The sequence below is a fragment of the Bacillus sp. SORGH_AS_0510 genome (genome assembly GCF_030818775.1).
In the GTDB taxonomy this organism is placed as follows: Bacteria; Bacillota; Bacilli; order Bacillales; family Cytobacillaceae; genus Neobacillus.
In genome coordinates, this window is the sequence record NZ_JAUTAU010000001.1 from 763,538 (window position 1) to 780,725 (window position 17,188).

The window sequence follows — 17,188 nt, forward strand, 5'->3', positions numbered from 1 at the left end:
CTTAAGCGCCGGGGGACTGTCCCCAATTTTATTAAGCGACTGTATTCCGCCCGTTGTTTTTCGCCTGGTATAAGGCCTTATCAGCTAAATCAAGTAAACCCATGGGATTCCTGTCTTGGGCAGGAACCAGGGAGGCCACTCCAAAACTCAAGGTGACCCTGCCGTGTTGCTTCGACCACTCATGTGGGATATGTAACTTCTCAATCTCCAGGCGGATCCTTTCAGCAAGGAAGCGCGACTCATGTACATCTTTCTTTGGCAGGATAATCGCAAATTCCTCGCCCCCAAACCTTGCGTAAGTGGCCTCATATGGGTTCAAGATGTCCTTGACCCGATTAGAGATATCAATTAAACATTGGTCGCCGAGTAAATGACCGTAGTGATCGTTGTAACATTTAAAATAATCGACATCGAACAAAATTACGGAAAGAGGGTCTTGACTGGCGCCGAGAGCTTGCCAATAGGAATCTAGCATTTTATCAAAATACCTTCGATTAAACAAAGAGGTCAATCCATCCACGTTAGAGAGGTATTCCAACTTTTTCTCTAACTTTTTGCTTTTGGTAATATCATTTCGAATGACAATATATCGAAACGGCTTTTTCTGCTTGTCTAAAAACGGGACAATGGTGGTAAAAGTCCAATAGTATGTACCACTCTTCGTTTTGTTGCGAATTTCTCCACTCCACACTTTTCCTTGAGAAACAGTATCCCAAAGCTTTTTGAAAAACTCTTTTGAATGATAGCTGCTATTCAAAATGCGCATATTTTTCCCCTTGATTTCTTCAAAAGAATACTCGGAAAGTCGGCAGAATTTTTCATTCGCATATAAAATATTCGCGGTTTTATCCACTACTTGAACAAGATTCGCCTCGTCTAAGGCAAATTTCAAATCTTGAAGGTCTTTTAGGGTATCTAGATAATTTCTTTCTAATTCATTCCGCTGCCTATAATTCGGAAAAAATCTATCCAGAAATTTATTTTTAATAAAAAGTGTAATAAATAATGCTGCCACTGTAATAAGAGAAGTATCCATTACCTCATGAAAAAAGCTCATTATTGTACCCCTTCACATGCGCATGTATGTCTAAGAGAAAAATTATTATCTAGTTATTATTGTAAAAGTAAAAATATAGTAAAACCATTGTCCATTTTATGACAATTTACCTAAATTGAAAACGGGGACAGTCCCCCAGCGCTTTAGCGCGCCGGGGGACTGTCCCCGTTTTTGAAATTTACACTGATTTCCGTTCGTCGAATGGAAAATCATCTCTTTTGATGTTTCTTTTCAGTAGTCCAAAGAAATTTTCGATTTCGCGTTCTGCACTTAGGAGAGAATCAGAGCCATGAATGACATTCTCTTCTTTCTTAAACGCGAAGTCGCCGCGGATTGTACCTGGTGCTGCTTCAGTTGGATTAGTCTTTCCGATCATGAGACGAGATACCTCGATGACATTTTCGCCTTCCCAGACCATGGCAAAGACAGGACCGGATGTAATGAAATCTACTAGTTCGCCAAAAAATGGTTTTTCTTGATGTTCCATATAATGATCTTCAGCTTTTGAGCGGTCCACGTTCATTAGCTCTGCATTCAATAGGGTAAACCCTTTTTGTTCAAACCGACTAATGACTTCTCCGATTAATCCTCGTTTTACTCCATCAGGCTTCACCATGATAAATGTGCGTTGTAATGCCATACAATCACCTCTTAGTAAGATAGATAACTTAATAAGAACCACCACTTTAAAAGTAAGTTGAGCTCTCCTTAAAGAAAGTTGATCCTATCCACAATTATGGCTATCTACCAGGAATTTCAAACCTAACAAATTTGGGGACAGTCCCCCAGCGCTTTAGCGCGCCGGGGGACTGTCCCCTTTATTCTTCGCCAACGATTCCCTATCAATGGTTTCCGGCTGTTTTTCTAGCCACCCGTGTTTCACCAGGATGGTGTAGCAAAAGGTCCCGGCTTCCATGGCGTGGGTGAAAACTTTGTAGTAGTTTAACATGATGTCTGACCGCAAGCTGGCCCCTAGTGCTGCACCATAGTAGGATAGGGCCGTATTGACTAGAAACGCTGCGTGATACATCATCAATTTGTCCGAAAATGGACTTATTGTCGATTCCGTAATCTCCACATCCCACTTCTCAGGTATGGGTAAATGATCTTGCATTAAAATGGCATCAAAGCTATCCGCATCTTTCCCCGCTAATTTCACATTTTTTAGCATAAAATTCCGAACATCTTCCGATTTTGCCACCTGACTGAACCCCAAACTTAACGAACGGATAAATCCAGTTTTCTTTGAATTAAAAAAAAGAGTGCTGATTTCAGAACTATTCAGCGGCCGTTTATCTCCGATTAAATTATCAATGATTCCTGTTGATTCCACAAACTCCGGCCCATGTGGGGAAGGAATGGAGGGGACACTTGAAAATTTGGGTTGATCCTTTGCCAGTTGCGCGATTTTTTGAAATAACTCGTTCGTTTGTCTAGTACACTCAAAAAAGTAATTTTGCAGGTCTTGCCGCTCTAGGGTGGTAATGGCTAAACTATACGCTGGTAACCCATGTAAGCTCATTATGTAAGAGTAGAAGAGGATAAATTGATCCGAAAACAGACGCGGGGCATTCAGATTTACGTCCGCCTCAGTAAAGCCGATTGGCACTTGAAAATGGGCATCTTTCAAGAATTCAGTAATCTTCGAGATGTGGGTTTCAGATAATTTTAAGGATATTTCAATGATTTCTTTTATATCTTTTTGTTCTACAATTTTGAGAAAGTATTTGTACATACAGATGGCCATACTATCGCCCATATATTGAAGCCATAGAGCAGATACTTCAGAGACCGTTAACGTATTAGGCTTTGACTTTTTATTAAAAATCCCCAAAAGGATAACCCCCAAATTTTAAAACATCTTCTGTTTTTTACTACTCTGTGGTTATTTTATGGTATTTAGGAAGAAGTATACATATATAAAGAGGGACAGTCCCCCGCTGCTTTAAAGCAGCGGGGGACTGTCCCCAAATCATTTTTTTGCAGGAGAACGTTTCCTGTTTGTGGAAGTAATTAGGTGTGTAAAGTACATGCCATTTTTCGAAAAGGAGGTCTAACATTGAAAAGAAAAAATATTTATTGGATGACCAGTCTCCTGCTCTCTCTCCTCGGTTTTATGATTATAGAACATGCCTTTACAATTAATCCTCATACTATTTCGGGCAATGGCAATCTAGGTATCGTGGTAATATTCCTTTTCTCACCCGTGTTTCTAGCTAGTTACACCCTAACGTTTAAGCGTGTAAGAGAAAAATTAATTACACTAAACAATCGAAAAATAAATACACGTATATTAACTTTATCACTCATCCTGTGTGCCATTTTAATAGCGGCCATAATTAACTTCACAAACGACCTGATTACCGCTCTAGGAGGAGATCCAACTAACCCGGATTCAAGGATTTACCGCTTTGGTTGGTTTAATCAATACACCAATAGCCTGTTTTTTAATGTGTATACCTTTTTAATCAGTCATATTTTTGCGGTCATGTTAGGCGTTTTAGCAACTATAATATCCCGTAAGAAATAACTTTTGCTTTAACGGTGGAGGAATGCGAATGAATCAACGGTCTATCTTATTAGTTGGAACCATCATTCTGGCCATAACAATATTATGTGGATGCGAGTCCAATCTTTTCCAAGATAAAATTATTAAAGGCAATGATATAACAAAAATGACCATTTATACGAACGAGGAGCAAGAAGGGCCGTATGTAATTAAAGATAAGAAGATTATTGATCGAACCATCCGTCAGATTAATACGTCGCCAAGAAGAGATATCTCTAAAATCACGTTTGAACGCGGGGCAGATGGAAGAATTATTTTTGAAGGGAAGAATTCGGTTTTTGAAGTAGGGGTCTTTAGCGATTCTGGAGATATAGTCACTCAAAAATATTATATTCCTAATGCTATCAACCTAAATGAGCTAATAGGAATGGATTAAGGTGCCGGGGGGACGGTTCTGGTGGCACTTTGCTATGGGAACGTAGCCAACTCTCGACAATCTTCTGCGTGTTTTATTAGCGGAAGTCCTTTATGTATCTAGGCTCAGCACGCTGTTAATTAAACGTCCGATTAGTATCGAATAACATGATAATTTGTTGAAGACTGTCCTTTGAGGAGAAGATACTATAATTTTGATGAAAAAAGCGGAAACATGTTACTGAGTTTTCGACAATCTTCTTATAGTATTTTGCCTGAATAAGGCTTGTTTAAGCCATTCTTGAAGTTTTTAATTAAACGTTTGAATAGTATAGCATATAGAGGGAATTGACAAACCGTGACGATAGATATGGTTCTTATTGTCGAAATCATCGCTTAAAACAAATCAAGTCACACCATCCAGATGGAACTTGACCATAAAATTTGATCCCTAATCCTAGAAGGTAACGGTAAGGTTTCAGTCGGCCTTATCAAGAAAAGCCACCAGAACCGTCCCCCTGGTTTCCCCCTGTTGAAATCACTATCCCCCCCATATATATAAGATTTCTTACGAAGTAATATTATTGTGGAATAAAGATAAGAAATATTATCGTCAAAAGAGTCTTTAATCTGTTATATATACGGGTATTACATATGAATGTAATAAAAAGGTTTGAATTAATACGCGGGAGAGTAGATGAATGTCAGAGGAAACGTATCGTTATCGTCAGGAGCGAAAACAAGCTGAAAAAACAAGGGAGAGTCAACTAAGAAACAAAAAGTCTCCTAAAAAAGGATCATTGTTAAAAAAAGTGCTAATTAGTTGCTTGATACTCGCTGTTGTTTCAATAGGAATAGTCACAGTGGCAATCGGGGGAATGATTAAGGATACGCCTAAATTAGATCCTTCGAAATTAGCCGATCCACTTTCTACAAAATTTTATGATAAAAATGGCCAATTTCTCTATGAATACGGGAAAGAGAAGAGGACAAAAATCACGTATGCTCAAGTTCCCAAAATGTTAGAGCACGCATTCATTGCGACGGAAGACGCACGTTTTTATCAACACAGCGGTGTCGATATTAAAGGAACACTTAGAGCCATTTTTGAAAATGTTACCGGGAATTTTGGTTCACAGGGTGGAAGTACAATTACACAGCAGGTAATCAAAAACTCATTTTTGACCCCTCAGAAAACAATAAAGCGAAAAGTGCAGGAATGGGACTTGGCCTATCAGCTGGAACAAAAATATTCAAAGCAAGATATTTTCATGATGTATTTAAATAAGATTTACCTTGGAGCCGGGGCATATGGAGTGGCAACAGCCGCGAAAACCTACTATGGAATCGATGCCAATCACTTAAAGGAATTGACACTTCCGGAAATGGCAATGCTGGCCGGTCTCCCACAAAGCCCAAGTAATTATGATCCAACTAAACCTGAGCACAAAGAAGCTGCGACGAAACGCCGTAATATTGTTCTAGGCGCTATGTACAAACAAGGGTACATTTCTAAGAAAGAAATGAAGGATGCCATGAAAGTTCCAGTTACAGAAGGACTTGTGGCGAAAAGTAATCAACAAGGTATGCCATATGAAGCGTTCTTGGATGCTGCTGTAAAAGAAGTGAAAGGAAAGCTTAAGAACGTAGACATCCACACGGATGGTGTGTCTATTTATACCACCCTAGATCCGAAAGCACAGGAATATGCGGATAAAATCATGAACACCAATACGATTATTTCTTATCCCAATGAAAATTTTCAGGGGGCTTTCGTTTTTTTAGATACAAAAACGGGGGAAGTTCGTGCCATTGGAAGTGGAAGAAACGACTATAAAGCGTCATTTCTAGGGAACAACTTTGCGATTAATTTAAAGCGCCAGCCCGGGTCCTCGTTTAAGCCGATTCTTGATTATGGCCCGGCTATTGAAAAGTTAAAATGGTCTACTGCGCATCAAATTGACGATAAGGAAACCACCTATTCAAATGGGCAGCCCATTTCAAACTGGGATCATCAATATCATGGAAAGCTGACCATCAGAACGGCTCTCCAATGGTCCTACAATATTCCCGCCCTTCTCACACTAAGGGAAGTCGGAATGGGAGATGCGAAGACCTTTGCTGAAGGACTTGGTCTTACATTTGACCATGAACAAGTATATGAATCCTATGCAATCGGAAGTAATACAGTTAATCCGTTAGAGATGGCAGGAGCCTACAGTGCCTTTGGAAATAATGGAGTATATAATAAACCGCATTTTGTTCAAAAAGTAGTCTTTCCGGATGGAAAAGTCGTTAATTTTACCCCGAAACCAAAACAAGTTATGCATGATTACACAGCATACATGGTGACAGATATGCTGCGGACTGTTGTAAACTCTGGAACAGGAACGACAGCAAATGTCCCTGGGATTGATGTTGCAGGAAAAACGGGCACAACAAATTTTGACGATAAGACGATTGCACAGTTCGGATACCCGTCCAAGGCTACGAATGATAGTTGGATGGTTGGGTATACCCCACAATATTCAATGGCTGTTTGGACTGGTTATTCGAAAAATGGTTCTGGGAACTATATGCTGGGCAATGATACGAAAATTTCCCAACTTATGTTTAAAGCGATGATGCAAACATTCGCCACAGACCCATCCAAATTCCAGCAACCAAGTAACGTTTATCAAGTTAATAATGAGCTTTATATTAAAGGATCTAGCGATATTCCACCACCGCTACCAAAAAACGACAATAAAGGTAACCCTCCTGGAGGTCATGAGAAAATGAAACCTAAACCTGGTGGTGGTGCGAAGCCTAAACCAGGAGGCCCCAAACCTAAGCATAATGGTGGAAAACATAAACCAGGGGGCCATAAACATTAATAAGGATGGGTAACTAATTCGCCATGTCAAAACGCTATTTGGGTCTTGTTCCATAGGCGAGAAGGTGGGGAGTTAGTTTCCTGGTGAAGAGAAACAAGGGGTAGCAGAAGTTACCCCTTGTTATCACTTTATACTACTGGATATAAACATGGAGGCGTCTTGTTTCATGAAGATACTATGGCCATGATAGAATGTCTTCATTTCAATGGATTGAAATCCTACTTCGGATAATCTCTCTTTCAGTTCTTCATGTGAAAAACCGTTATGCACTTTTGGGTGGTTAATACTTTCATTTTTGTCAAAATCAATAATAAGTAGCTTGCCACCATGATTTAGAATATTGAACAACTCTTGTAAAATTTTCCCGGTATCCGGAATGTGAAGAAGGACAAGCGACATTAACACAATGTCTGTCTTCAGTTCAGGCGTTCCTTGGGTAAAATCAGAATAAAGCACTTTTGCGTTGGTTAATTCTCCATGAGAAATTTTAGCTTCCGCAACCTCCAACATTTGTTTGGATGAATCCACCAACAAAACGGAATCCACTAAATCGGTTAATTCTAAGCTAACTAGACCCGTTCCACTCCCATAGTCAATTAAAGATTTTGATTTGCTATTTTGTAATTCAGGTCTTACTTCCTTCACGATCACTTTCGCTAATTCCATTCTTTCTTCCGTATCATATCTTTTTGCCAACTCTTCAAACACGTTATTTTCCATAGTCCACTCCCATTTTTATAAATTAGGCTTTGTTAAACTTGTCTGTTGATTTGTGCTCTAGGCACGAGCGGTTCGTGGGCGTTTCGGCGAGCCTCCTCGTCGCTTGCGCCTGCGGGGCTCCCCTGACCCGCACTCCCACAGGAGTCTTCGTGCCTTCCGCTCCAATCAACAGGGTATAAAAATCAACAATGTTCTTTAACACAGCCTAAAATTAAAATCACATCTACATAGTGGTCATTATAGCAAATATCAAAACTTTGTAGAATTCCTCGCTTTGTTGGCTTTTTTCTATATTGATACATCGGGGCAGAGTGGGTTAATATGCTCATAGGAGTAGAACTCAAGTAATGATAGGAGAAAGATGTGAATGGAATATCCAATTTGTGTACGTTGTAAAAGTCCGGTCAGAGTAAATCAAGACAGCTATGAAGTATTTGAAAAAATGCACTGGACGTGCTTTCATTATGAATTTAACCACGATGGTATGGATCCGGATGAGCCTTGTGATGATCCAGGTTGTCCAACACTAGCTTTACTAGAGAAATACAATATTAGCCCGGTGTTAAATTAAAAAATTAAAAAACCACGTATCGTGGTTTTTTTAATCTCTCATGGCTCCTGCTTCGCGGGATGTCATTGCCCCTTGTCCTGCGTTTACATCTTTTTGGATTTGTTGCTTCACTTGTTGTGCATCGGTTCCGGCAAATTCCGGTTGCATGACGGAACCCGCATTCTTATTAGTTTGTTGATTCTGTTTCATAGAAAATCCCCTCCAATCATAATTAAACAATATTATTTTTCACAAATAACCACCCCAAATATGCAAAAGAATCCCCAGTTACTAACAACGCACCATTTTACACGTATTTCTGAGAAAGCACCTGGCATTCTCCCCATTTCAGCTCATATACATGATAACAATGGAATCAACTCAGGGGGTGAAGGCTTGAACCGGCATGTCGAACGGATTGCCCAAATTTTACAGACCCTAACGGAAACCTCTCCAGCTTATAAAAACCCTATCGGATTTCGGCTAACCCCGCTCTTATTGGAAATGGACTGGGCGATCCAACACATCAACCATCTCCTTCAACAACAAACCAATCACAAAGATCATCTTAAACCATATATCTCCGTTTTATATCGTGCCGATGAGGCGGCGGACCCGTTAATCCATGGCTGGGAAAGGGCGGCCAAATGGATGGAAAGTCCTGAATACCCGGAAATAGTGAAAAGAAGAGAACTTTATCACTTCTTGAGAGAGGAGTTAAAAAGCTTGGTTCCTTATGTGGAAAAAATTTTTGGTAAGGAAGAAGCTCGTTTTATCATCCCTCCATTATTCAGAGGGTAGGAAGTAGGTGACGTAGATGTCTTGGAATGATGAATCCAGGGTCGATATGAATGTGTACTCCCAAGGAGAAGTAGATAAATGGGTGTATAGCACTTGCAATATTTGTTCCATCGGTTGCGGCTGCTACATCGCTGTGAAGGATAACAAAATTGTGGGGATAAAGGGGAATGCGGATCACCCTATCAACAGGGGGAGATTAGGACCGAAAGGGGAAAATCAGTGGTACGCCAATAACAGTCCTGAGCGGTTGCTCACACCGTTAATCCGGAAACATGGCACGCTGGTTCCGGCCTCATGGGACGAAGCGTTAACCCTCATTGTTCAAAAAACAAAACAAACCCTCGACACGTTCGGGGGAAATGGAGTCGCGATTTATTCTACCGGTCAGTCCACGATCGAAACCTATTATACGATTGGAAAAATCGGAAGAGCGGGGCTTCGTTCCCATCTGTTAGATGCCAATACGCGATTGTGTACGTCTACCACTGAATGGGCGCTCTTGCAATCCTTTGGTGCGGATGGCGTACCAGCTTCCATGGACGATGTGGACATGGCGGATACGCTCATGCTGTTTGGGCATAACCCTGCAGAGACGGGAACCGTTCTTTTTGAACGAATCATGAAACGGAAGAGGGAGACGGGGTCGCCGTATCTGATTGTTGTGGATGTGAGAAAAACATTAACAGCAAAGGAAGCGGATTTATTTTTACAATTAAATCCTGGAACTAATTTGGCGCTGTTAAATGGCATCCTTCATCTGATCATTCGTGAAGGCGTGCTTGACCATCCATTTATTCGAAACCATACGATTCATTTCGATGAGATGAAAAAATCGGTGGAGCCGTGGACGACGGAGCTCACTGCACAAGTCACAGGTGTGCCGGTGGAGCAGATTCGGAAAGCGGCGGAAGTGTTGGGGCGAACACCAACCCTTGTATCTACCACCCTTCAAGGTGCCTATCAAAGTGTAGACGCGACCAGTTCGTGTGTCGCGATTAATAATTTGCACCTAATGAGAGGATTAATTGGAAAACCGGGATGTGGTCCGTTCCATATGGCTGGCCAGCCGAGTTCTTCTTCTAATCGAACGGTGGGTGGTGTGGGTACCTATCCCGGTAATCGAAATTCGGATAATCCGAAACATATAGAAGAAATGGCTCGCTTATGGAATGTCGACCCGACGCATCTTGAAGTGGGGCCAGAGAAGGGGATTGAAGAGATTGTCCATTTGATGGAGCAGGGGAAGGTGGGCGTGTTTTGGAACATCAATACGAATCCCATGGTTTCGCTTCCGAATCGCAAACGAGCGAGGAAGGCTTTTGAAAAAACATTTGTGGTCGTGCAAGATGCCTTTTTAACGGAGACGACGGAAGTGGCTGATGTCGTGCTGCCTGTTGCCATTTGGGGAGAAAAAGAAGGAACGATGGAAAATACCGACCGGACCATTAACCTTTTAACGAAGGCAGTTGATCCGCCAAATGGGGTATTATCTGATTTTGACATTTTGCTGGAATTCGCTAAACGCATGGAGTTTAAGGATAAGGATGGCAGCCCGCTGATTTCGTATCGGACGCCAGAGGAATGCTTTGAAGAGTGGAAGGGGATTTCTAGGGGAAGACCGAGTGATATGTCGGGTATTACGTATGAAAAATTAATGAAATACAATGGTCTGAGGTGGCCGGTCAATGAGGAGCATCCGCTTGGTACGCCGAGGTTGTATAGTGATTTTAAGTTTCACACGACGGCGGATGATGCGCAAAGCTATGGCAAGGTTCTTTTTACTGGAAGGCCACGGACGAAGGAGGAGTTTGAACGTCTCCAGGCCAATGGAAGAGCCATTATGTATGCGACCCATTATGTTCCGCCGGCGGAGCAGCCAAGAGAGAAGTTTCCGCTTTGGTTAACCACGGGTCGTCTTGTCTGGCATTGGCATACGCGGACAAAAACGGGGCGGTCGCCTTATCTGCAAATGATTGCCCCTCAAGGGTATGTGGAAATCCATGTGAAGGATGCGGAGGACTTGGGGCTGATTCCGGGAGAGGTGGTTCGGGTTGTTTCCCCGAGAGGCAGCATCAAGGTTCCTGCTAGAATTGTAGATACCGTGAAACAGGGGGTGGTATTTGTCCCTTTTCATTACGGAACATGGGAAAACGATGAGGCGGCGAATGAATTAACCGTTGATTTTACGGATCCTTTATCCAAACAGCCAACCTTCAAGCAGTCCTCCTGCCGGGTGGAGACGTTGAGGAAACGGTACCGGGTTAGTTCTTCCGATAAGTTAGAACAGATTGCGGCTGAGAATCGCTTAACGCTAGAGGAGTTGGCCCGAATCAACCGAATGATGCCACCATATCGGGCGGACATCGGAAGTGAAGTAGAAGTCCCGCTTTCCAGAGTGAATGTAGAGATCCCCCCATATATGCCATATCGGAACATTGAAAGATGGCCACATTTTGGGGACAGTCCCCCACTGCTTTAAAGCAGCGGGGGACTGTCCCCTCCTTTTTTGGGCATTTTAAAAGTTACACTCCGTTGGAATGTAACTTCTCTCGTTTATTTTAAAATAGAAATAATATCTTCTTCCTGCACATCAACCTGTCCACTCTTTCGAATCTCGACCCGTTCACCGTCCCCCAGATTGGTAAATACAATCGGTGTGATGGTTGACGTTGCATGTTCTTTGACATAATCCAGGTCGACCCTCAATAACGGTTGTCCCTTTTTCACATGTGCGCCTTCGGTAACCAACACGTCAAAGCCTTGGCCCTTCAAGTTGACGGTATCGATTCCCACGTGAAGTAAGATTTCGCGGCCTGAGTCGGATTGGATCCCCATCGCATGCTTCGTTGGAAACAAATTCATAATGGTTCCATCCACGGGAGAAACGACCGTACCCTCTGATGGCACAATGGCAAAGCCGTCGCCCATCATTTTTCCGGAGAAGACGGCGTCAGGCACGTCTGTGATGGGTATCAGTTGCCCTTTCATCGGAGAAACGACCGAATCCCCCTTATTATCTTTACCTATTCCAAATAATTTCTTCAACATCCTCATTACCTCCATGGCTTAGTCTTATACAACGATAGTTCCGATCGCCGCCTCATCCGCGATAATGGTCACATGTGGGTGATTCCTCAAGACCGAGGCAGGAAAGTCTTCGCTCACTTCACCATGTATTAGCTTTGCCAACGCGTCTTGTTTGTTCTCGCCTGAAATCAGCAATAGAATTTCTTTGCTGCGCAGAATGCTCGCAATCCCCATGGTAATCGCTTGCGTAGGCACTTCATTCAGACTGTTGAAAAATCTGGCGTTGGCCTCGCGTGTCGTAGGTGCTAGTTCGACAATATGTGTTTCGGATTGAAAGGAGGTCCCTGGCTCATTAAAACCAATATGACCGTTGCTGCCGATGCCAAGGATTTGCAGGTCAATCCCGCCATGATTTTTCAAAAGGGTTTCATAGTCGCTGCATTGCTGCTGCGGATCCTTTGTATCTCCTAAAGGAACGTGGGTATTGGCCTTTGGGATATCAATCCGATTAAATAATTGCTGGTTCATGAAATAACGGTAACTGTTAGGGTCTTCACCAGAAAGGCCCATGTATTCATCCAAGTTAAACGTGGTGACGTCTTGATAGGAAGTTTGGTTAGTTTGATGGTCCTTCACCAATTCATCATATAAGCCAACCGGAGTTCCGCCTGTTGCTAACCCAAGAGTGATGGCAGGATTGCGGCGAATTTTTTCGATTAGATACTCCGCGGCTTTTTGACTCATTTCTTCATAATTTTTCACATGTATAATCTTCATTGACGTTCTCCCCCTCGATCATAAGCAAGTTCCCCACGGCAAAAGGTCAGGGCAACTTCCAATTCCTCATCCAATAGCACGATGTCCGCGTCTTTACCGCTCGTGATGCTTCCTTTTCGATCAAAGACATCCAGTTGTTTCGCAGGATTAACGGAGGCCATTTGGATGGTGTCTTCCAAGGAGCAATTCGTGAAATCAATCATGTTTTTCATCGCATGACCGAGTTTTAGGATGCTGCCGGCAAGGGTTCCGTCGTGTAAAAGCGCTCGTCCGTCTGCTACCGTTACCGCTTGGCCGCCAAGGTCATAGACGCCATTTTTCAAGCATTTGGCCCGCATGGAATCTGTGATTAAGATTAATCCTGTTTTTCCTTTTTGTTGATAAGCCAACTTCACCATTTCCGGTCTGGAATGGACGCCATCTGCGATAATTTCTGCTGTTAATTCCTCTTGTAAAAATGCCGCGCCAACGACGCCGGGTTCGCGATGGTGCAAGCCGCGCATTTGATTATATAGATGAGTGACATGCTTTGCGCCTGCCTTGATGGCTTGCATCACTTCTTCATAAGTGGCGTCCGAATGGCCAATCGAGGCAATGATATCGTGTTCGTGTAAGTATTTCACCATTTCCATGCCGCCTGGCTGTTCCGGTGCTAAAGTGACGACTTTAATCGATTGTTTCGTTAACGTGTTCCACTTTTCCAATTGCTCGATGTTCGCATCGACAATGAAATCAATGGGCTGAGCACCGGCTTTAGATTTGTTGACATACGGTCCTTCGAGATGGACGCCAAGAACTTCTGCCTGACCGGAAGATTGTTGGTTCTGGATAAAATTCCCTGCATTTTGTAGTGCTTTTTCAATAGCAGTATGGCTCTGGGTCATGGTGGTAGCTAAGAAGCTGGTTGTTCCTTCTTTCGGCAGAGCCGTTGCCATGGTTTCCAAGGCTTCGGTTGTGGCATCCATCACGTCCGCACCATTGACACCGTGGATATGAATATCGATGAGACCGGGGATGGCTTTAAAGGTAGAAGGAACGTAAATCACGTCCGCACCTTCTATATGTGGACATTCTGCAATCGGTCCAACCGCGATAATTTTTTGATCCTGCCAGTGAATGTAGCCTTTTTCAATGATTTGATCTTCTGTATATAGTTGCATGCCTTTCAGCACAATAGCTTTACTTTCATGATTCATCTATTAACAACCCCTTTCTATGGAAAAAATGTAATGGAGGTTCTTTTCAACTAGATTCTACTACTCGGCGTCCTTGAAAAATAGTACCGCACTCTAAATTGAACCGTTTTTCATGGTTACAGTGGAAACAATGAAAATGGTTGAAACCGATTCCAAACCCATTGTAAGACATTCCTTGCGGATATATGATACCGGTGTAAGGTTTGGTACCAACAAGCTTCTAACTCTGATTCAGCTGCTTTGGTGCCACAAACTTTAATGAAGACAAAGGAGGTCAACTGTAATGAAAAAAGCTTTTGAAAAAGCGCAGCAATTTGGTAAATCGTTCATGCTTCCGATCGCGGTTTTACCAGCGGCGGGTTTGTTATTAGGTATAGGTGGAGCGCTGTCGAATCCGAATACGGTTGCAGCATATCCATTTTTAGATATTAGTTGGCTGCAGGCCATTTTCACCATTATGAGTGCAGCGGGTTCGATTGTATTCGGTAACCTACCGATTATTTTTGCGGTAGGGGTAGCGATTGGGTTAGCCCGGTCCGATAAAGCGACGGCCGGATTAGCTGCCATGATTGGGTACTTTGTTATGAATAGTACCATTAATGCACTACTTTCCCTAACTGGTGAACTGACAAAAGACAATCTGGCTGGAGCTGGACAAGGGATGGCGGTCGGTATCCAGACATTAGAAACGGGTGTGTTTGGCGGGATCATCGTCGGGATTGTCGCAGCCGTGCTGCATAATAAATACAATAAAATTCAGCTTCCTCAAGTGTTAGGATTCTTTGGGGGCTCTCGCTTTATTCCGATTGTCGTTTCGTTTGCGTCAATTTTTATAGGAGCGATTCTGTTTGTTATCTGGCCTTATTTCCAAGCTTTCATTAATCAGCTTGGTTCAATTGTGACAAGCACAGGGGCCGTCGGTACTCTTTTCTACGGATTTATTTTACGTATGCTTGGGCCGCTTGGTTTACATCATATTTTCTATCTTCCATTCTGGCAAACCGCGCTTGGCGGCACGATGGAAATTGGCGGGAAACTTGTAAGCGGTACACAAAATATCTTCTTTGCTCAGTTGGGTGACCCTTCGACCACTCAATATTACGAAGGCGTATCCCGATTCATGTCGGGTCGTTTTATCACGATGATGTTTGGTTTACCAGGTGCCGCATTGGCGATTTATCATTGCTCGAAAAAGAAGAATAGAAAAGTCGTAGCGGGTATTTTGTTATCTGCCGCGTTAACATCCTTTTTAACAGGAATCACCGAGCCACTTGAATTCAGTTTCTTATTCGTGGCACCGCTTCTATATGTAGTTCATGCGATTTTCGACGGGTTTGCTTTTATGATGGCCGATCTTTTCAATATTACGGTTGGACAAACGTTCTCAGGCGGATTCATTGATTTCATTTTATTCGGGGTACTTCAAGGTGTTGACAAAACCAACTGGCCATATGTGTTAGTGGTAGGGATTCCATGGTTCTTCTTATACTATTTTACGTTCAAGTTCTTAATTAGGAAAAAGAATTTCAAAGTGATTGGCCGAGAAGACGAAGAACAGGCAGTTGCGGAGCAGGTGTCCGCTACGGATCGGGCGAAGACAATTGTCGAGGGATTAGGCGGTCCGAAAAACATTGAGGTAGTCGATTGCTGCGCGACTCGTCTGCGTGTAACCATTAAGGACGAGGCTTTGGTGAAGGACGATGTGATTAAACAAACGGGTTCAAAAGGAATCGTGAAAAAAGGAACAGGCGTACAAATTATTTACGGACCACAGGTTACGATTGTGAAGAACGAGGTTGAGGAGTATTTAGGGCAGTAAAGGGAGCTCTGGACAGAGCAGGGGGAGAACCCTGGAACATAGTCAGAAGTTGGTGGAGCTTTGGACAGAGTAGGTGTAAAACCGCACAACATTGTCAAAAGACAGAGCAACTTCTGACAGAGAAGGAGAAAAACCTCATAACATAGTCAGAAGACAGAGCAACTTCTGACAGAGTAGGAGAAAAACAGCACAACATAGTCAGGAGACGGGGCAACTTCTGACAGAGAAGGTGTAAAACCCAGTAACATAGTCAGAAGACAGAGCAACTTCTGACAGAGAAGGTGTAAAACCGCACAACATAGTCCAAAGACGGGGCAACTTCTGACAGAGAAGGTGTAAAACTGCTTAACATAGTCAGAAGACAGAGCAACTTCTGACAGAGTAGGAGAAAAACCGCACAACATAGTCCAAAGACGGGGCAACTTCTGACAGAGAAGGTGTAAAACTGCTTAACATAGTCAGAAGACAGAGCAACTTCTGACAGAGTAGGAGAAAAACCGCACAACATAGTCCAAAGACGGGGCAACTTCTGACAGAGAAGGTGTAAAACTGCCTAACATAGTCAGAAGACGGGGCAACATTTGACAGAGTAGGAGTAAAACTCCACAAGATTGTCAGAAGTTAGAACAACTTTTGACAGAGTAGGAGAAAAACCTTATAACATTGTCAGAAGACCAGGCGAACATTAAAATAACAATTTTTGCAAATACAGCATAAAAATCATAAGGACGTGTTTTGAATGCATGAAGTTTTAGAGAAGATTAGGGATGGTTTAGTGGTTTCCTGCCAAGCGTTAGAAGGGGAGCCGCTGCATAGTTCATACATTATGGGTCGTATGGCAGTAGCTGCAAGAGAAGGAGGCGCGGTTGGCATTCGTGCCAACTCCGTCTCTGATATTCTCGAAATTAAAAAACAAGTCAATCTGCCTGTCATCGGCATTATCAAACAAGTATACGATAACCAACCGGTTTTCATTACGCCGACAATGAAAGAAATCGATGCTTTGGCTGAGACCGGTGTTGAAATCATTGCGACTGATGCAACGAATCGTATCCGTCCCGATGGAAAAGACTTAGCAACTTTTTACCAAGAAGTTCGCGCGAAGTATCCGGAACTTCTCCTGATGGCGGACGTCTCTACGGTTGAAGAAGCAATTTTTGCAGAGGAGTTAGGGTTTGATATTGTGGCCCCAACCTTATACGGATACACGGAAGAGACAAACGGCTTGAAAATCGATGACCAAGAATATGAAGTGATTAAGCAAATCGTCAAAGAAGTGAAGCACGCAAAAGTGATCGCAGAGGGGAATGTTTCCACGCCGGAAATTGCCCGTAAAGTACTAGATATCGGTGTTCACGCGGTGGTTGTCGGCGGGGCGATTACCAGACCACAGGTGATCACGAAACGATTTGTCGAGGCGATGCAAAAATAAGAAGGAGCTG

Annotated in this window: 15 protein-coding genes and 1 pseudogene; 8 read left to right on the plus strand and 8 right to left on the minus strand. The window is 42.9% G+C overall.

All coding sequences use genetic code 11. The annotated features are described in order from the left end of the window. Positions 1-31: 31 nt before the first annotated feature. The 3 genes from QE429_RS04055 to QE429_RS04065 form a co-directional block, all read right to left on the minus strand. Complete coding sequence (locus QE429_RS04055; RefSeq protein WP_307284372.1) at positions 32-1,057, minus strand: sensor domain-containing diguanylate cyclase; 1,026 nt, start codon at positions 1,055-1,057, stop codon at positions 32-34. 178 nt (positions 1,058-1,235) lie between these two features. Beyond that, the gene (gene ndk, locus QE429_RS04060; RefSeq protein ID WP_307284374.1) at positions 1,236-1,697 is read right to left on the minus strand and encodes a nucleoside-diphosphate kinase; all 462 of its coding nucleotides are present in this window, start codon (positions 1,695-1,697) and stop codon (positions 1,236-1,238) included. 153 nt (positions 1,698-1,850) lie between these two features. Next, positions 1,851-2,891, minus strand: a complete 1,041-nt coding sequence (locus tag QE429_RS04065; RefSeq protein ID WP_307284377.1) for a DUF3231 family protein — start codon at positions 2,889-2,891, stop codon at positions 1,851-1,853. Positions 2,892-3,116: 225 nt separating this feature from the next. On the opposite strand from QE429_RS04065, the gene QE429_RS04070 reads away from it, so the two are divergent. The 3 genes from QE429_RS04070 (at position 3,117) to QE429_RS04080 (ending at position 6,856) form a co-directional block, all read left to right on the plus strand. Continuing rightward, positions 3,117-3,587 carry a hypothetical protein gene (locus QE429_RS04070; RefSeq protein ID WP_307284379.1) on the plus strand — a complete coding sequence of 157 codons (471 nt, stop codon included), beginning with the start codon at positions 3,117-3,119 and terminating at the stop codon, positions 3,585-3,587. A gap of 28 nt (positions 3,588-3,615) precedes the next feature. Next, positions 3,616-4,002 (plus strand): hypothetical protein, encoded by a 387-nt coding sequence (locus QE429_RS04075; protein WP_307284383.1) that lies wholly within the window; start codon positions 3,616-3,618, stop codon positions 4,000-4,002. A gap of 679 nt (positions 4,003-4,681) precedes the next feature. Then, entirely contained in the window at positions 4,682-6,856 is a 2,175-nt protein-coding gene (locus tag QE429_RS04080; protein ID WP_307284384.1) for a transglycosylase domain-containing protein, read from the plus strand. A 123-nt stretch (positions 6,857-6,979) separates the two neighbouring features. Here the strand turns inward: QE429_RS04080 and QE429_RS04085 are convergent, their stop codons facing one another. Beyond that, the gene (locus tag QE429_RS04085; protein WP_307284387.1) at positions 6,980-7,576 is read right to left on the minus strand and encodes a class I SAM-dependent methyltransferase; all 597 of its coding nucleotides are present in this window, start codon (positions 7,574-7,576) and stop codon (positions 6,980-6,982) included. A gap of 367 nt (positions 7,577-7,943) precedes the next feature. Here QE429_RS04085 and QE429_RS04090 point away from each other — a divergent pair, with 367 nt between their 5' ends. After that, complete coding sequence (locus QE429_RS04090) at positions 7,944-8,147, plus strand: hypothetical protein (RefSeq protein ID WP_307284389.1); 204 nt, start codon at positions 7,944-7,946, stop codon at positions 8,145-8,147. Positions 8,148-8,177: 30 nt separating this feature from the next. Here the strand turns inward: QE429_RS04090 and QE429_RS04095 are convergent, their stop codons facing one another. Then, positions 8,178-8,336 (minus strand): hypothetical protein, encoded by a 159-nt coding sequence (locus QE429_RS04095; RefSeq protein ID WP_307284391.1) that lies wholly within the window; start codon positions 8,334-8,336, stop codon positions 8,178-8,180. A 186-nt stretch (positions 8,337-8,522) separates the two neighbouring features. Here QE429_RS04095 and QE429_RS04100 point away from each other — a divergent pair, with 186 nt between their 5' ends. Next, positions 8,523-8,927, plus strand: a complete 405-nt coding sequence (locus tag QE429_RS04100; RefSeq protein ID WP_307284394.1) for a hypothetical protein — start codon at positions 8,523-8,525, stop codon at positions 8,925-8,927. A gap of 16 nt (positions 8,928-8,943) precedes the next feature. Beyond that, positions 8,944-11,406, plus strand: a complete 2,463-nt coding sequence (locus tag QE429_RS04105; protein ID WP_307284397.1) for a molybdopterin oxidoreductase family protein — start codon at positions 8,944-8,946, stop codon at positions 11,404-11,406. Between the two features lie 74 nt (positions 11,407-11,480). On the opposite strand, the pseudogene QE429_RS04110 reads toward QE429_RS04105, so the two are convergent. The 3 genes and pseudogenes from QE429_RS04110 to nagA all read right to left on the minus strand — a co-directional run. Continuing rightward, positions 11,481-11,942: pseudogene (locus tag QE429_RS04110) on the minus strand (PTS sugar transporter subunit IIA); the annotation flags it as partial. Positions 11,943-11,999: 57 nt separating this feature from the next. After that, positions 12,000-12,731, minus strand: a complete 732-nt coding sequence (nagB, locus tag QE429_RS04115; RefSeq protein WP_307284400.1) for a glucosamine-6-phosphate deaminase — start codon at positions 12,729-12,731, stop codon at positions 12,000-12,002. Next, positions 12,728-13,927, minus strand: coding sequence for an N-acetylglucosamine-6-phosphate deacetylase (nagA, locus tag QE429_RS04120; RefSeq protein WP_307284403.1), 1,200 nt, complete (start codon positions 13,925-13,927; stop codon positions 12,728-12,730). Before nagA ends, nagB begins: the two co-directional genes overlap by 4 nt. 283 nt (positions 13,928-14,210) lie before the next feature. Here nagA and QE429_RS04125 point away from each other — a divergent pair, with 283 nt between their 5' ends. Both QE429_RS04125 and QE429_RS04130 read left to right on the plus strand, forming a co-directional pair. Continuing rightward, a complete protein-coding gene (locus QE429_RS04125; RefSeq protein ID WP_307284404.1) occupies positions 14,211-15,746 on the plus strand; it encodes a maltose/glucose-specific PTS transporter subunit IIC in 1,536 nt (511 codons plus the stop codon). 739 nt (positions 15,747-16,485) lie between these two features. Continuing rightward, on the plus strand, positions 16,486-17,178 hold the full coding sequence (locus QE429_RS04130; protein WP_307284407.1) for an N-acetylmannosamine-6-phosphate 2-epimerase: 693 nt from the start codon (positions 16,486-16,488) through the stop codon (positions 17,176-17,178). Positions 17,179-17,188 lie beyond the last annotated feature (10 nt).

Excerpts from the sequence above, each read along its gene's own strand:
- QE429_RS04055 (WP_307284372.1), bottom strand. The coding sequence starts at position 1,057 with ATGAGCTTTTTTCATGAGGTAATGGATACTTCTCTTATTACAGTGGCA.
- ndk (WP_307284374.1), bottom strand. The coding sequence starts at position 1,697 with ATGGCATTACAACGCACATTTATCATGGTGAAGCCTGATGGAGTAAAA.
- QE429_RS04075 (WP_307284383.1), top strand. The coding sequence starts at position 3,616 with ATGAATCAACGGTCTATCTTATTAGTTGGAACCATCATTCTGGCCATA.
- QE429_RS04080 (WP_307284384.1), top strand. The coding sequence starts at position 4,682 with ATGTCAGAGGAAACGTATCGTTATCGTCAGGAGCGAAAACAAGCTGAA.
- QE429_RS04085 (WP_307284387.1), bottom strand. The coding sequence starts at position 7,576 with ATGGAAAATAACGTGTTTGAAGAGTTGGCAAAAAGATATGATACGGAA.
- QE429_RS04090 (WP_307284389.1), top strand. The coding sequence starts at position 7,944 with ATGGAATATCCAATTTGTGTACGTTGTAAAAGTCCGGTCAGAGTAAAT.
- QE429_RS04095 (WP_307284391.1), bottom strand. The coding sequence starts at position 8,336 with ATGAAACAGAATCAACAAACTAATAAGAATGCGGGTTCCGTCATGCAA.
- QE429_RS04105 (WP_307284397.1), top strand. The coding sequence starts at position 8,944 with ATGTCTTGGAATGATGAATCCAGGGTCGATATGAATGTGTACTCCCAA.
- nagB (WP_307284400.1), bottom strand. The coding sequence starts at position 12,731 with ATGAAGATTATACATGTGAAAAATTATGAAGAAATGAGTCAAAAAGCC.
- nagA (WP_307284403.1), bottom strand. The coding sequence starts at position 13,927 with ATGAATCATGAAAGTAAAGCTATTGTGCTGAAAGGCATGCAACTATAT.
- QE429_RS04125 (WP_307284404.1), top strand. The coding sequence starts at position 14,211 with ATGAAAAAAGCTTTTGAAAAAGCGCAGCAATTTGGTAAATCGTTCATG.
- QE429_RS04130 (WP_307284407.1), top strand. The coding sequence starts at position 16,486 with ATGCATGAAGTTTTAGAGAAGATTAGGGATGGTTTAGTGGTTTCCTGC.